Below are 15,334 nucleotides of genomic sequence, written 5' to 3'. Positions count from 1 at the left end.
GTGCTCCTTGCAGGGTCCCCGCCCGTGGCCCTCCGGCCGCGGACCCTGCAAGGAGCACCGACCATGTCCTTCGGTAAGCCCGTCCGACCCCTGATCACCCTGGGCGCCCTCGGCGCCGTCACCGCCCTCGCACTCACCGGTTGCGCCGGCGGGTCCACCGGAGCCGACGACTCCGGCTCCGACGCGAAGGTCTCCCGCGTCACCATCACGCTCACGAACGACGGGCAGGACGCCTGCGCGGTGTCCTCGACGAAGGTCCCGGCGGGCCCCGTCACCTTCACCGTGAAGAACGAGTCCTCGACCGCGATCACCGAGGTCGAACTGCTGCAGGACCAGCGGATCCTCGGCGAGAAGGAGAACCTGGCGCCCGGCCTCGACGCCGTCCGCTTCACCGCCACGTTGACCGGCGGGGAGTACCAGGTGTACTGCCCCGGCGCCGAGACCGAGCTGACGGACTTCACCGTCACCGGCAAGGCGGCGTCGACCGCGAACAGCAGCGCCTCGACCCTGCTCCGCGACGGGGCGAAGGGCTACGCGACCTACGTCGACGGCCAGGTCACCGACATGGTCGCCGCGGTCGAGCAGCTGCAGAAGGACATCGACGCCGGTGACCTCGACGCCGCGAAGACCGACTACGCGAACGCCCGCCCGTTCTACGAGCACGTCGAGAGCGACGTCGACGGCTTCGTCAAGAAGGGCTTCACGGCCACCGACAACGCCGGCAACCTCGACTACCTGATCGACATGCGCGCCTCGAACCTCGACCCGGCCGTCGGCTGGAGCGGGTTCCACGCCGTCGAGAAGGACCTGTTCCAGGCGGGGAAGATCACCGCTTCGACCAAGAAGACCGCCGCGGACCTGACCGAGGACGTGCAGCTGCTCGCGAAGCTCGTGCCGACCCTGGACTACAAGCCGGAGGACCTCGCCAACGGTGCCGCCGGCCTGCTCGAAGAGGTGCAGTCGAACAAGGTCACCGGCGAGGAAGAGGCGTACAGCCACATCGACCTGGTCGACCTCGCCGCCAACGTCGAGGGTGCGCGCCAGGCCTTCGCGTACCTCAAGCCGGGGCTGACCAAGCTCGACCCGACCCTGACGAAGCAGATCGCGAAGCAGTTCGACGCCACGAACACCCTGATGGACGGCTACCGCGACGCCGACGACCTGGGTGGCTTCGCCACGTGGGACGCCGCGACCAAGAAGTCCGACGCGAACACGATCTCGCAGCAGATCCAGGCGCTCCAGGACCCGCTGTCCCGCCTGGCCGAGAAGGTCGCGACCGCGTGACCGAGCCGGACGAGGCACCCCGGGCGAACGAGGCACCGCGGCCGAACGTCTCCCGCCGCGGTCTGTTCGGCGCCGGCCTGGCCGTGGCCGGTGCCGGCGTCGGGGCCGCAGCGGGCATCGGTGGCGCCACCGCGGCGACCGGCGTGAACCCGTTCACGGCGGCGACGAACGGCGACGAGTCGATCGACCTGTCGCAGAGCCAGCCGTTCTACGCCACCGCGGCCCGGCAGCCCCAGGGCGGGATCCGCACCACCCCGCAGCGGTACTGCGTCTACATGACCTTCGACCTGTCGACGACCGTGACGACCGAGCTGCAGGTGCTCCTCGCCCGCTGGTCGGCCGCGATCGCCCAGTTGCAGGCCGGCAAGACGGTCGGCAGCGTCGAACCCGCGCACGGCAACGGGGTGGGCGCCGACACGGGCGAGGCACTCGACCTCGGGCCGGCGTCCCTGACCGTCACGGTGGGCCTCGGCCCGGGCGTCTTCGACGAGCGCTTCGGCCTGGCCGACCGGCGTCCCGCGTCGCTCGCCGACATCCCGACGCTGCCGAGCGACAACCTGCAGGCGGGCCTGACCGGCGGAGACCTGTCCCTGCAGGCGTGCGCCGACGACCCCCAGGTGGCGTACCACGCGGTGCGCGACCTGGCTCGGATGGCCCGGGGCACCGCGACCGTCCGCTGGACCGTGCTCGGCTTCGGTCGGGCATCGGCGGGGCCGAACCAGAGCACACCCCGCAACCTGATGGGGTTCAAGGACGGCACCCGCAACATCACGACCGACGCCGACCACGACCGGTTCGTCTGGCTCGCCCGCGACGCCGGGTGGATGGCTGGCGGTAGCTACCAGGTGGTGCGGAAGATCCGGATGAACATCGAGACCTGGGACGCCGACGTCGTCAGCGACCAGCAGCGGGTGTTCGGGCGGACGAAGATCCAGGGCGCCCCGCTCTCCGGCGGACAGGAGCACAGCACCCCGGACTTCCACGCGGCGGACTCCGACGGGGCGACGAAGATCGACCCGACGTCGCACATCGCCCTCGCCGCGCACGAGGCGAACGGCGGCGTGAAGATCCTGCGGCGGCCGTACAACTACACCGACGGGCTCAACGAGTACGGCCAGCTCGACGCCGGCCTGCTCTTCATCGCCTACGTGAACGACCCGGACCACTTCACGCGGCTGCAGCGGAAGCTCGGCGCCTCCGACCGTCTGAACGAGTACGTCTCGCACATCGGCTCCGCGGTGTTCGCCGTGCCGCCGGCACCCCGAAAGGGTTCCTACATCGGCGAGCAGCTGTTCCGATGAGATGAGTCGCTGACCCGAGGAGTGGGCGCCCTCCGCCGTTTCCCTGGAGGCGGAGGACGCCCGCGTCGCGGAGTCTCGCCGAACGGAACCACCGTCGACTTGCTGAAAGCGACCCGGCGCGACGCGTCGCGGTGCGACAACCCCGAGAGTACCCCGCAGATCCGCGGATCCGCAGTGTTCTCCCGCGATGGGACAGCCATCGCGCGAGCCCGGGTGCGCGACGTGCGCGCCGGGGGTGATCCGTGCCTCCAGGACGACGCCAACGGGCCGCCTCACCAGGGTGAGACGGCCCGTTCGCAGCGTGTGCCCGGAAGGCGCGGGGTCAGTCCGTCAGCACCGTCGCGTCGCGGTGTGCGCGCTTCCGGCGGATGACCACGAGTGCCGTGATCCCGGCCAGCAGCAGGATGCCCGCCGCGATGACGGGAGCGGTCAGGTCCGCACCCGTGTAGGCGAGGTCGCCACCGGCGCGCGGGCCGTCGTCGGTCCCGCCGACGCCACCGATGCCGGCGTCGTCACCGTCTCCCGTGCCGGGGCCGGGGGTGACCCCGCCGCCCGTGCCCGGGTTCGGGTCGACGGGGTCCGTCGGGTCGGTGGGGTCCGTCGGGTCGGTCGGATCCGTGGGGTCGACCGCAGCGGCGACCGGGATCGTCACGGCGAGGGTGACGGTCTGGCCGCCCGGGAGGGTGACCACGAGCGGTGCGTCGGTCGTGGCGACCGGGTCGGCGACGGCGGCGAGCGAGACGGAGCCGGCGGTGCGGGCGGCTGCCCGTGCGGTCGGCGCCTCGATCTCGGGGACCGTGACGGTCAGGGTCGCGCGACCCTGCTCGTCGGTCTTGTCGATGATCGTCGGGTCGATCGCGGACGAGGCGAGCTCCTCGCCGTCCGCGCTGACCGACACCGTGCCGGCCTTCGCGGGGTCCTCGCTGCTGAACAGGAGCGACGACAGGTCGAGCTCGATCTCGTCACCGGGCTGGAAGCCACCGGCGGGGGTCGGCGTGACCGTGACCCCGACGGCGCGCTGGTCGACCGGGGGCTCGACGGTCCCGTTCGCGACGAAGTAGTCGACCTGGGCCTGCAGGTCGACCTGGCCCGAGTCGGCGACGTTCGTGCCGGTCGCGAAGGCGGCGAAGTTGTCGCCACCGGTCGACAGGAACGAGTTGACGGTCACCTTGAGGGTGTCGGTCAGCGCGATCGGCTTGCCGCCGAGGGTCATGCCGGTGATGCGCTCGCCGCGGCCCTTCGACGGGTCGTAGGTGTACGCGAAGCCCTCCGAGACGCCGAGCTTCAGGAAGGGGCGCTCGAGGCCGTCCGGCTGCCACTGCTGCTCGAGGGCGTTCTTGATCTGCTGGCCGGTCATGTCCTTCGTCACCAGGGTGTTGGCGAACGGCTGGACGAGCGCGGCCTCCTTGTAGGTGACGGTGCCGTCCGGGTCGCCGGCGCCGCTCGACGCGTAGACCATGTCGGTGCGGAGGCCGCCCGGGTTCATGAAGGCGATCTTCGAGCCGTTGCGCTCGGTGGCGCTGCGCTGGACCTCGGCGATGTAGTTGCCCAGGACGGACTCGCCGCCGCGGTTCTCGGCCTTGCGGTCGGACTGCACGGCGCGACGCAGGTCGGCGGTGATCTCGCCGAGCTTCTCGCTGCCCTTCACGTCGGCGACGGCCTTGGCCGCGGTCACGATGCCGCTCACGGCGGTGACCGAGGTGGCGTCGGCGGGCACGCGGGTCTCGGCGTTGACCGACTTGACCTCGGACGTGATGCCGGTGAGCTGCTTGTCCGCGTCGACGGTGAGCTGCAGGTGCCCGAAGGCGACCCCGTAGGACCCGGCCTGGATCACCGGACGCTTCGTGCCGTCAGGACCCGCGATGGAGTGGTTGTACGTGGCGTGGGTGTGGGCCGACACGATGGCGGAGACCTTCGACGAGACGCCGGAGGTGATCTTGCCGAAGGAGCCGGTGCCGGTGGCGTCGGTGAGCGCGCTCGTCGTGGCGCCCTCGTGGACGAGCAGGACGAGCACGTCGGCCTCGCCGTTGTCGTCCTTGCCGTCGGTGAGCTGCTCGGCGTACCGGTTCACCTGGCTGACGATCGGGGCCATCGCCAGGCCCTGCACGCCGCCGGGGCTGACGAGTCCGGGGATGAGGTCCTCGGTGGTCGCGCCGATGAAGCCGACCTTGACGCCGCCCTTCTCCACGATGGAGTACGGGGTGAACGCCGGGTCGGTGGTGCCGGCCTTGACGATGTTCGCCGAGACGTACGGCCACTCGGCACGGTCCTCGATGCGGCCGGTCAGGTCGTCCTGGCCCTTGTCGAGCTCGTGGTTGCCGATCGCGCTGACGTCGAGGTCCATGGCGTTCAGGGCGTCGATCGTGGGGGCGTCCTGCTGGATGAGCGAGGTGAAGGTCGAGGCACCCACGTTGTCGCCGACGCTGGCGAAGATCGTGTTCGGGTTGGCCTCGCGGTACGACTGCACGACACCGGCGAGCTTCGCGGCCCCGGCGGCCTTGTCGGCGGCGGTGCCCTCGGACTCGATGCGACCGTGGAAGTCGTTGACGTCGACGATGTCGATCGTCGTGTCGCCCTCGGCGGCGACGGCTGCGGACGGGACGGACAGTGCGACCAGGACCCCGGCGGTGGCGAGGGCCGCGCCGGCGCCGAGACGCCGTCGGGTCGTCGCACCGGCGGATCCGGTGGTGTGGGAAGTGTTCATCGTCGACGAACCTACGAAGACGCACAGGCGACTCGCCAGACCCCGCCGCAAGTCGTCACACACCGTTCACACGGCCGTACCCCGTCGCCCGGCCACCCCGGTTCAGTCGCGGCCGAGAGCACCCTTCACGCGTTCGGTGACCTCGGTCGCCATCGCCTTGGCGGAGTCCTTGACGACGTCGAGCTCGACCGGGTCGCCCTTCAGCAGGCTCTTCGCCGTGTTGATCGCGTACTCCTTCGTGATGTGCGGCGGCAGCGGCGGGACGCTCCGGCTGACGTACGCGTCGATGAGCGTCACGCCCTGGTGGGCGAAGGCCCGCTCGACCGCCGCGTCGACCTCGGAGTCCTCGTGCACCGCGATGCCCTGGAACCCGAGCAGCGTCGCGTACCCGGCGTAGTCCATCGACTCGACGTCCTGCGAGCCGCGCCACATCGGGTTGCCGTCCTCGGTGCGCATCTCCCACGACACCTGCCCGAGGTCGTCGTTGTGCATGACCACGATGACGAGCTGCTGGTTCGGCCAGGCCGCCATGTACTTCTTCACCGTGATGAGCTCGTTCATGCCGAGCATCTGGAACGCCCCGTCGCCGATCGTGCACACCGCCGGACGGTCCGGGAACGCGAACTTCGCGGTCACGGCGTACGGCATCGCCGCGAGCATCGTCGCGAGCCGGCCTGACATGTCGCCGCGCATGCCCTCGCGTAGCCGGATGTGGTGGCCGTACCAGTCGGCGGTCGTGCCCGCGTCCGCGGTGACCGTGACGCCGTCGGGCAGCCGGTCGTTCACGGCCTGGATCACCCGGCGCGGGTTCACCCCGTCGTCGTAGGCGACCTCGGACTGCGCGCGCATCTCCGACTCCCACTCCCGCATCTCGTGAGCGATCGTCTCCTGGAACGACCTGTCGGTCTTCTGCTCGAGCAGCGGGAGCACGGCGTCGAGCGTGGACCCGACGTCACCCCACAGGTTGAGCTCGGTCGGGTACCGCAGGCCGAGCTGCTCCGGCTTGATGTCGACCTGGATGCCCCGGGCCTGCCCCGTCTTCGGCATGTACTCGCCGTACGGGTAGTTCGTGCCGAGCAGCACGAGGGTGTCGCAGTCGCGGATCTGGTGCAGGGACGGCAGCGACCCGAGCAGCCCGAGCTGCTGCGAGTGGTACGGCACGTCTGCCGGGATCACGTCCTTGCCGCGGAGCGCCGTGATGATCCCCGCACCCGCCTTCTCGGCCGCGGCGAGCACCTGGGCCGTCGCACCGCGCGCACCGGCGCCGACGAGGAACGTCACCTTCGACCCGGCGTTGATGATCTCCGCCATCTTCCGGACCTCGTCGGCGGGCGGTGTGATGCGGGTGGACGCCGGGACGTCGCTCGACCGCGAGGCCCAGTGCTCCAGCGGCGGCGCGTCGTAAGACATCGCCTGCACGTCGTGGGGCAGCACGACCACGGCCGGCTGCTTGCGGAGCGACGCCGTACGGAACGCGGTGTCGAGCACCACGCCGACCGCCTCTGGCGTCGCCACGGTCTGCACGTAGCAGGCGACGTCGGCGAAGACGCGCTCCAGGTTCGACTCCTGCTGCGTGAACGACCCCATCGCCGCGAGGCCCTGCTGACCGACGATCGCGACCACCGGCTGGTTGTCCATCTGCGCGTCGTACAGGCCGTTCAGCAGGTGGAAGGCGCCGGGACTCGACGTCGCGACGCAGACCCCGACCTCGCCGGTGAACTTCGCGTGCGCGGTCGCCATCAGCGCCGCGATCTCCTCGTGCGTGGGCCGGACGTACTCCAGGCCGTCGCCCTTCGACGCCGCCTTGCCGAGCGCACCGTCGAAGGCGCCGATCCCGTCGCCGGGGTACCCGAACACGCGGGAGACCCCCCCACGCCTTGATGCGGTCGATGACGAAGTCGCTCACGGTCGTGCTCATGGGCCCCAGCGTGCGCGGGCGCGCACGGGTCCGTTCACAGGCTCTGGCCTGGAGGCCCGGATCACGTGACCGACGTCGGTCAAGCGATCCGGGCCTCCAGACCAGGGCCCTGTGCTCGCCACCGGTGGGTGCTCGCTACTGCTCCTGCGCGATCAGCGGGCGTAGCGTGCGGTGCGCGATGCGCAGCCCCTCGAGCACCCTGTCGTCGGTGCCGCCCCAGAGCGGGTCCTCGTGCTCGACGCTCAGCGTGCCGTCGAAGCCCGCCTCGTAGAGGCGGTCGACGACGCGCGGCCAGTCGACCACGCCGCGGCCGGGCACCCGGAACCGCCACCAGCCCATGTCCCACGGGTCGTCGCCCTTGTCGACCTTGCCGAAGAACCCGTACTCGTCGCGCTTCCGGGGGAACAGCTCGACGTCCTTCGCCTGCGCGTGCACGATGTGCTCGGCGAACGGCAGGATCGTCTCCACCGGGTCGATCCCGATCCACGTCAGGTGCGACGGATCCCAGTTCAGGCCGAAGCCGAGCCCCGTCACCCAGTCCCAGAGCTCAGGGGAGTACGCGATGTTGCCGGGGTACCCGTCGGGGTGCCAACCCTCCATCACGCAGTTCTCGATGATGAGCCGCACGCCGCGCTCGCCGGCGTAGTCGACGAGCTCGGGCAGGACACGGTTCCCCTCGGCCATGTTCTCGCGGACGGACTTCGTGGTGTCGCGGCCGATGAACGTGCCGACGTACGGGATGCCGAGCGTCTGCGCGGTGTCGATCGCGTGCTCGAGGTGGGTCCGCACCGCCGCACGGTGCTCCGGGTCCTGGTGCAGGTTGTTCTCGTAGTAGGCCAGAGCCGAGATCTCGATTCCGGTGCGGTCGAGCAGGTCGCGGGTGGCCTGGGCGTCCTCGTCCGTGAACGTCGCGACCGGCAGGTGCGCCGCCTCGAAGTCGCGACCGCCGGTGCCCGGCCAGACGGCGACCTCGAGCCGCTCGTAGCCCTGCTGCTGGGCGAACCCGGCGATCCGGTCGAGCGACCAGCCCGGCAGGCAGGCGGTCAGCATGCCGAGCTTCACCGGATCTCCCGCCACGTCGTCTCGGCAGCGCTGCCGATCACGGCCTCGATGATGTCGGCGGAGCGTGCACCGTCCGCGAAGGTCGGCAGGCCGTCGGGGGCCACACCGGTGCGCACGGCGGTGTACGTGTCGGCGACGAACGCGGCGAAGGCGTCGAGGTACCCCTGCGGGTGCCCGGCCGGCACGATCGCCAGACGACGTTGGTCCGGGTACCCCTGCGACGGGTCGCGGACGACGATCTGCGCGCCCCGCTCGTTGCCGAACCAGGCGGACTCGGGCTGCTCCTGGTCGAAGGCAGCGCTGCCGCGGGTGCCGTCGACCTCGAACCACAGGCGGTTCTTGCGACCGGAGGCGACCTGCGAGATCACGACGTTGCCGATGCGGCCGGTGGCGGTGCGGAAGGTCGCGACGGCGGTGTCCTCGGTGGTGACCGCGGCACGTTCCGTCGCGTCCGCCACGGGATCGGGGTCGGGGGAACCGGAGAACGACGGGCCGGACGCGGCCGGCCGTGTCGGGTAGACGATGTCGGTCGCCGCGGACACCGAGGCGAAGCGCTCGCCGGTCACGAACTCGACCAGGTCGCACCAGTGCGAGCCGATGTCCGCGAATGCGCGGGACAGTCCGCTCGAGGTCGGGTCGACGCGCCAGCTCGAGGCGTCCTCGTCGAGCATCCAGTCCTGCAGGTAGTGCCCGTGCACCGCGAGCAGCCGGCCGAGCTCCCCGTCGGCGATGCGCGCCCGGATCTCCCGCACCATCGGGTGGTACCGGTACACGAAGGGCACCGTGGCCACGACCCCGGCGTCGGCCGCGGCGGCGACGAGCTCGGCGGCCTGGGCGGGATCGATCGCCAGGGGCTTCTCGCACACCACGTTGATGCCGGCCGCGATCACCGCGAGCGCCTGCGGGTGGTGCTGGTCGTTCGGGGTGCAGATGTGCACCACGTCGGGGGCGTCGGCGATGACCTCGTCGAGCGAGGCGTAGCCGCGGGGCAGGTCGAGCTGCGCCGCCACCTGGTCGGACCGGGTGGCGTTCCGGCCCAGCACGCCGAGCACGTCGGCCCCGGAGGCCCGGGCGGCGCGGGCGTGCACGCCCGCGATCATGCCCGTCCCGACCACGGCGACACGGAGGCGCCGCCCTTCGTACCCACTGCTCATGGTGCTCCCTCGCGCCCGACTGTCACCACCGTAGCGGCCCGGCCGTCCACCGGGACCGATGAGTACGGTCTGGTGCATGTCGAGCCTCCAGACCAGCCTGCTCATCCTCGGAGCCAGTGGCGACCTGTCCAAGCGCCTGCTCCTGCCCGGCCTCGCCACCCTGCTCCAGGTGAAGGACGACTGGGAGATCCAGCTCGTCGGGGCGGGGGTGGAGGACCTGTCCGACGCGGACTGGAAGGCCCAGGTGCGCGAGTCCTTCGAGAACGCGCAGGCGTCGAAGAACGAGGAGGACGAGGGGGCGTCCGGTGCCGCGGTGCTGCCCGACCGGTTGCAGGCCGTCGTCGACGCCTCGACCTACCGGAAGGCCGACGTCACGGACCCGGACGACCTGCGGATGCTGCTCGCGGCGTGCGACCACGACCCGGCGATCTACTTCGCGCTGCCCCCGGCGGTCACCGAGAAGAGCTGCGAGCAACTCGCGCACCTCGACCTGCCCGCCGGCACCCGCCTGGCGCTCGAGAAGCCGTTCGGCACCGACGCGGACAGCGCGTCGCACCTCAACGACCTGCTGCACTCGTTCATCCCCGAGGAGCGGATCCACCGCGTCGACCACTTCCTCGGCCGCTCCACCGTGCTCAACCTGCTCGGGCTGCGCTTCGCGAACCGCATCATCGAGCCCCTGCTCTCGTCGCAGCACGTCGAGCGCGTCGACATCGTCTACGACGAGACCCTCGGGCTCGAGGGCCGGGCGCGCTACTACGACAAGGCCGGCGCGCTCACCGACATGATCCAGAGCCACCTGTTGCAGGTGATGGCCGTCGTCGCGATGGAGGCCCCCGCCTCGATCAAGGCCGACGACCTGCGCACCCAGAAGGAGCTCGTGCTGCGGGCCGTCCGGCCGTGGGGCGGCGACGTCGTGACCGCGGGCAGGCGCGCCCGGTACACCGCCGGCGCCGTCGCGGACCGCCAGCTGCCGTCGTACGTCGACGAGGACGGTGTGGACCCGTCGCTCGGCACCGAGACCCTCGCCCAGCTCACCCTGGAGATCGCGAACTGGCGCTGGGCCGGCGTCCCGTTCACCCTGCGCTCCGGCAAGGCGCTCGCCGCGCAGCGCCGCGAGATCGTCATCACGTTCAAGGACTCCCCGCACGTGCCCGAGGGACTCACCGGCACCGAGCTGCCCGACCGGCTGCGCATCTGGATCGCCCCGGACGAGATGCAGCTCGAACTCAACGTCAACGGTGCCGGCGACCCGTACACGATCGACCACACCAGCCTCGAGGTGACGTTCAACCCCGGGCGGCTCAGCGCCTACGGCGAGGTGCTGGCCGGCGTGCTCGAGGGCGACGCGACGCTGTCCGTCCGCGGTGACAGCGCCGTGCAGGGCTGGAAGGTCGTCGGACCGTTCCTCGACGCGTGGAAGGCGGGGAAGGCGCCGCTCGACGAGTACGCCGCGGGGTCTGTCGGCCCGGACGGCTGGGACAACGTCGAGGGCTGACCCCGACGGGCGGCGTAGCGTCGGGCGACGTGAACACCACCGACGACGTCCTGCAGACCGTTCCCGAACCCGCCGGCGCCGACATCCGCGTCGACGACGTCTCCTACGACCACGAGGGCACCGAACTGCTCGGCGTGCTCGCGAAGGACGCCGCGATCGCTGGCCGTCGTCCGGCCGTCCTCGTCGTGCACGACTGGCACGGCGTCAACGAGCACGTCGAGGCCCGGGTGACGATGCTCGCCCGGCTCGGCTACGTCGCGTTCGGTGCCGACATCTACGGTGCCGGCGTCCGGCCCGGCGACGACACCGCGGCCCAGGTGGCCGGTGGCTTCTACCAGGACCTGCCGTTGCTCCGTGCCCGTGCGACCGCCGGGCTCGAGCGACTGCTCGCCGACCCCGACGTCGACCCGTCGCGCGTCGTCGTGATGGGCTACTGCTTCGGTGGCTCGACGGCGCTCGAACTCGCGCGGACCGGGGCCGACCTCGTCGGTGCGGTGTCGTTCCACGGCGGGCTCATCGCGCACGACCCCTCGGACGCCGCGGACATCCGGGCGAAGCTGCTCGTGCTCACCGGGGGAGCCGACCCCGTCGTGCCGGACGAAGCGGTGCACGCGTGGCAGGACGAGATGCGGGCCGCGCCGGAGGTCGACTGGCAGGTCGTGACGTACTCGGGCGCGATGCACGCGTTCGCGGTGCCCGGCACCGACGCCCCGGACCACGGTGCGCAGTACCAGGAACGGGCCGACCGTCGGTCGTGGCAGGCGCTGCGGGTGTTCCTGGCCGAGGTGTTCGACGAGGAGCCCGCGGGGCTGTGACGGCGCGGCCGGCGGCGGACGCTCGCGACACGCCGAGTGTGATGGTGCGGCGGCCTCGATTGGCGCCCGGGCCGCACCTGTTGTAGAGTCTTCCACGGCCGCAAGGCCACGCGCTCGTAGCTCAATGGATAGAGCATCTGACTACGGATCAGAAGGTTGGGGGTTCGAGTCCCTTCGAGCGCACAGTACGAGGAAGGGCCCCGGTGGAATCCACCGGGGCCCTTCCTCGTTCACGAGTCAATCCGCTGGTCGGTGCGGGTACTCGGCGGAGCGGCCCTGGAACGCGAGGATCGCCGGGTTGCGGATGTGCCCGTCCTCGATCTCGATCGCCCGACGGATGGTCTCGGACCCTGCCCAGGCACCGGGGCCGGACATCACCGTCCGCAGGAACGGCAGCAGTGCCTCGCTGATCTCCCACGTCGACGAGTTCCAGAGCAGCGACGGGCTGTGGTCGACCGCGTAGTAGTTGGTGGTGGCACCGACGGTGATCATCGGCTCCGCGAAGGACGTGGCCCGCGCCCAGCTGAACCCCATGCCCTCGTCGATCGAGACGTCGATGACGAGGCTCCCCGGCCGGAAGGCGGCGAGGTCCTCGGTCTGCAGGAAGACGAGGGGCGCGTTCGGGTCCTGGAGGGTGCAGTTGACCACGATGTCGTTCTCGGCCAGGTAGGGCGCGAGCGGGACCGGCCCGTCCGGGGTGGTCACCACCATCTCGGACGTCGGCCCGTCGTCCTGCCCGATGCGCAGGATGTCGACCGAGGGGATGGGGGAACCGACCGCGGCGACGTCCCGGTTCGTCAGGACACGGACGTCGTGGATGCCGTGCGCGTTCAGGGCGGTGACCGCGCCGCGGGCGGTCGCGCCGAAGCCGATGACGACCGCGGTGAGTCGGCGCCCGTAGTCGCCCGTCGACCCGCAGAGCTGCAGTGCGTGGATCACCGAGCAGTAGCCGGCGAGTTCGTTGTTCTTGTGGAACACGTGCAGGCCGAACCCGCCGTCGTCGCGCCAGTGGTTCATCGCCTCCCACGCGATCAGCGTCAGGCGCTCGTCGACCGCGAGCTGCGTGAGCTCCCGGTCCTGCACGCAGTGCGGCCACCCCCAGAGCACCTGGCCGTCGCGCAGGTCCGTGAGGTCGGACGGCACGGGTTTGGGCAGGAGGACGACGTCGGCGGTGGCGATCACCTGGTCACGGTCGGCCATCGCGCCGACGAGGGGTTCGAGCTGCTCGTCGGGCACGCCGAAGCGGAGACCGTACCCGCGCTCCAGCGTCATCGCTGCGCGCAGGTCTGGATCGATGCGGTCGAAGTGGGCCGGGTGGATCGGGAGGCGACGCTCGTCGGCCTTCCGGGAGTCGGCGAGCACCCCGAGGTGGAGCAACTGGTGCGCTGGCGCTGTTTCGGTCATGGTGCACTGTACGGTGCGGGGCGGCTGATCGACCGGCAGGATGGGGTCTGCCATGATCGCTCGTTCCCGCCGCCGCCGCCGTCCGTTCCGCCGCCGTTCCGTCGCCGGGGTGACCGCGGTGGTCCTCGTCGCTCTGGTCCTCGCCGCCTGTTCCGGGGCGCACCCGCGGATGTCCGACGACGAGGTCCTGTCGGACTCGTGGACCGAGCAGGTCCGGCACCGCTGGGCGGGACAGCCCGACGAGCTGGGGAGCGGCGTGGGTCTCGGCCGCACCACGGACCGGTTGTCGTTCGGCGGGCGGGAGGACGGACGGCCAGGACGGATCCGGGTGTCGGTGACGTGCCGCGGCGGGGAGTCGTTGCCGCTGGCTGTCTGGAACGGCCGGTCCGGACCGGGTGGCGCGGCGTTGGGCGAGCCCGTTGCGTCGCGTGAGATCCGTTGCGGGCACGACGAGGACCTGTACGTGACGACGCGTGCCTCGTGGATCACGATCGGGTCGACCGAGGACGAGCCGGGGGTCGGCTGGTACGCCGCGATCTACAGCACGACGTGGGGCGGGGACGACTGAGTCGTCATCCTCCCGGGGTGTAGGGCCTGGCCGCCTGGATGATCTCCGGGGCGCCCTCGATGCCGAACGAGGTGAAGAGCGGCGACCACAGGGCCTTGAGCTGGGCCACGAGCTCGTCGTCGGTCAGCTGCGTGGAACCGTCCACCATGCCCAGCGTCGTGTTGAGGAGCAGCAGGACGGACGGCTGGACCCCGGCTGCGTCGACGTCGGCGGTCGCGACCCCGGCGCTGACGAGTTCGCCCCGCGTCATCTCGAACCAGTCGAAGCCGCGCGGCACCGGGACGCCGGCCTTGCCGAGTTCGTGCAGGAGCCGGACGGCACCGCCGGCGACCGAACCCTTCCGGACGTCCATGCCGGTCGTCAGGAGGAACACCGTGAGCCGCTCGAGACCGGGCTCGGCCGGGAGCGCGTCGAAGAGTTCCCGCCAGCGCTGCTGCTGCAGTTCGATGACGGCCGTCGCCAGGTCCTTCTTCGACGGGAACAGGTGGTACCCGATCGCCGACTTCGGCTTGCCCATCGCCTCGGCGACGCGGGAGAACGTGGTCGCCTCGTAGCCGAAGGCCGCGAACTGCTGCCCCGCGGCGTCGATGATGGCTCGTCGAGACGCCTCCATGGCGAGCTGCCGCTGGTTCATCTGGCGCGGTGTCCTTCCTCGCCCGGACCCGGGCGATCAGTGAACACCACATCCTAGGGCCGCTCACGATGGCGGCCCGTCCCGTCGATCGGGTCAGGCGGAGCAGAACGTGTTCCACGCCACGTCGATCCCCTTCCGGTGCAACGAGTCGAGTCCGACGTCGAGGTGCTTCCGCTCCGCGTCCACCAGGTGCGCGCACCGGTGGTCCTGGGCGACGGTCTGCGCCTGGCCGAGCGCGGTCACCAGGTCCGTGTCGATGGCGTCGAGCTGGGGGCGGATGGTCGCCAGGTCCGGCGCGGTCGTCGGTGCGGTCCACGGGTTGTGCGTCCAGTGGTTGATGAGGCCACGCTGCACGACCTTGCTCGCGGCGATCTGTGCGCGGATCACCCGGTTCACCAGGACGGGGTCGACACCATGTCGGTCGGCCAGGGCGACGGCTTCGTCCACGACGGCCTGTTCGCGCACCGGATCGGAGACCGGCTTGCCGCTGAGCCACTTCGACTCGGCCACCGGGTCAGCGAGTTCCAACCGGCGGATGATCAACGCGCCGATGGTGTCGAGCTGTGCCGACGACGCCGCGGGACGGGAGCCGTCGTGGGAGATGGTCATCGTGGAACCCGTCGGTTCGGCGGACGTGGGCAGGGGGTCGGCGTTCGCCGCCGAGGTCGGCAGCGCGATGCCCGCCGCGAGCAGCCCGAGGGTCAGCGCCGTCGCGGCGGTCCGGCGGTTCCGGTGACGGGCGGCACTCGGGGTGGTGGGGTGTGCGGTGTTCACGGGGTTTCCTTCCCGAACCGGCGCCGGACGCGTCGGGTCAGATCGTGGATGATCGGTTTGATGACCTCGTCGTAGAACGGGTAGACGCCGAAGTGGTCGGCGCCCTCCTCGCAGTAGCAGTCCATCGAGATCGCCTCCTCGAAGTTCGAGAAGACGTACGTGGCACGGTGCGGGAACGCGGCGTGCGGCTCGTCGTCACGCGGGGTCGTGGTGGTCAC

13 protein-coding genes and 1 tRNA gene are annotated in these 15,334 nt (G+C 71.1%); 6 read left to right on the top strand and 8 right to left on the bottom strand.

What is annotated here, in order from left to right:
- The first annotated feature begins 63 nt into the window (after positions 1-63).
- Complete coding sequence (gene efeO / locus KK097_RS05865) at positions 64-1,284, top strand: iron uptake system protein EfeO (RefSeq protein ID WP_214531134.1); 1,221 nt, start codon at positions 64-66, stop codon at positions 1,282-1,284.
- Entirely contained in the window at positions 1,281-2,585 is a 1,305-nt protein-coding gene (gene efeB / locus KK097_RS05860) for an iron uptake transporter deferrochelatase/peroxidase subunit (RefSeq protein WP_214544014.1), read from the top strand. The genes efeO and efeB overlap by 4 nt, the downstream gene beginning before the upstream one ends.
- A gap of 322 nt (positions 2,586-2,907) precedes the next feature.
- Here the strand turns inward: efeB and KK097_RS05855 are convergent, their stop codons facing one another.
- The 4 genes from KK097_RS05855 to KK097_RS05840 all read right to left on the bottom strand — a co-directional run bounded on the left by KK097_RS05855 (position 2,908) and on the right by KK097_RS05840 (position 9,423).
- Entirely contained in the window at positions 2,908-5,289 is a 2,382-nt protein-coding gene (locus KK097_RS05855) for a bifunctional metallophosphatase/5'-nucleotidase (protein WP_214544013.1), read from the bottom strand.
- A 102-nt stretch (positions 5,290-5,391) separates the two neighbouring features.
- Positions 5,392-7,146 (bottom strand): thiamine pyrophosphate-dependent enzyme, encoded by a 1,755-nt coding sequence (locus tag KK097_RS18620; RefSeq protein ID WP_307858342.1) that lies wholly within the window; start codon positions 7,144-7,146, stop codon positions 5,392-5,394.
- Between the two features lie 196 nt (positions 7,147-7,342).
- Positions 7,343-8,269 carry a sugar phosphate isomerase/epimerase family protein gene (locus tag KK097_RS05845; RefSeq protein ID WP_214544012.1) on the bottom strand — a complete coding sequence of 309 codons (927 nt, stop codon included), beginning with the start codon at positions 8,267-8,269 and terminating at the stop codon, positions 7,343-7,345.
- The gene (locus KK097_RS05840) at positions 8,266-9,423 is read right to left on the bottom strand and encodes a Gfo/Idh/MocA family protein (RefSeq protein ID WP_214563933.1); all 1,158 of its coding nucleotides are present in this window, start codon (positions 9,421-9,423) and stop codon (positions 8,266-8,268) included. Before KK097_RS05840 ends, KK097_RS05845 begins: the two co-directional genes overlap by 4 nt.
- 76 nt (positions 9,424-9,499) lie before the next feature.
- Here KK097_RS05840 and KK097_RS05835 point away from each other — a divergent pair, with 76 nt between their 5' ends.
- The 3 genes from KK097_RS05835 (at position 9,500) to KK097_RS05825 (ending at position 11,919) form a co-directional block, all read left to right on the top strand.
- Complete coding sequence (locus KK097_RS05835) at positions 9,500-10,921, top strand: glucose-6-phosphate dehydrogenase (RefSeq protein WP_214544011.1); 1,422 nt, start codon at positions 9,500-9,502, stop codon at positions 10,919-10,921.
- A gap of 29 nt (positions 10,922-10,950) precedes the next feature.
- Positions 10,951-11,736, top strand: a complete 786-nt coding sequence (locus KK097_RS05830; protein ID WP_214544010.1) for a dienelactone hydrolase family protein — start codon at positions 10,951-10,953, stop codon at positions 11,734-11,736.
- Positions 11,737-11,846: 110 nt separating this feature from the next.
- A tRNA-Arg gene (locus KK097_RS05825) sits at positions 11,847-11,919 on the top strand.
- Positions 11,920-11,973: 54 nt separating this feature from the next.
- On the opposite strand, the gene KK097_RS05820 is transcribed toward KK097_RS05825, so the two are convergent.
- Entirely contained in the window at positions 11,974-13,140 is a 1,167-nt protein-coding gene (locus KK097_RS05820) for a N(5)-(carboxyethyl)ornithine synthase (RefSeq protein ID WP_214544009.1), read from the bottom strand.
- Positions 13,141-13,192: 52 nt separating this feature from the next.
- Between KK097_RS05820 and KK097_RS05815 the strand changes: the two genes are divergently transcribed.
- Positions 13,193-13,708, top strand: coding sequence for a hypothetical protein (locus tag KK097_RS05815; RefSeq protein WP_214544008.1), 516 nt, complete (start codon positions 13,193-13,195; stop codon positions 13,706-13,708).
- A gap of 4 nt (positions 13,709-13,712) precedes the next feature.
- Here the strand turns inward: KK097_RS05815 and KK097_RS05810 are convergent, their stop codons facing one another.
- From KK097_RS05810 to KK097_RS05800, 3 genes are all read right to left on the bottom strand, one after another.
- Complete coding sequence (locus tag KK097_RS05810; RefSeq protein ID WP_214531151.1) at positions 13,713-14,342, bottom strand: TetR/AcrR family transcriptional regulator; 630 nt, start codon at positions 14,340-14,342, stop codon at positions 13,713-13,715.
- Between the two features lie 93 nt (positions 14,343-14,435).
- Positions 14,436-15,116 carry a gamma subclass chorismate mutase AroQ gene (gene aroQ, locus KK097_RS05805; protein WP_307858341.1) on the bottom strand — a complete coding sequence of 227 codons (681 nt, stop codon included), beginning with the start codon at positions 15,114-15,116 and terminating at the stop codon, positions 14,436-14,438.
- Complete coding sequence (locus tag KK097_RS05800) at positions 15,113-15,334, bottom strand: hypothetical protein (protein ID WP_214531153.1); 222 nt, start codon at positions 15,332-15,334, stop codon at positions 15,113-15,115. The genes aroQ and KK097_RS05800 overlap by 4 nt, the downstream gene beginning before the upstream one ends.

It is taken from the genome of Curtobacterium flaccumfaciens (assembly GCF_018598405.1).
Classification (GTDB): Bacteria; Actinomycetota; Actinomycetes; order Actinomycetales; family Microbacteriaceae; genus Curtobacterium; species Curtobacterium aurantiacum.
The sequence above is the reverse complement of the archived record's forward strand: the minus strand, read 5'-3'. Positions and strand labels throughout refer to the sequence as shown.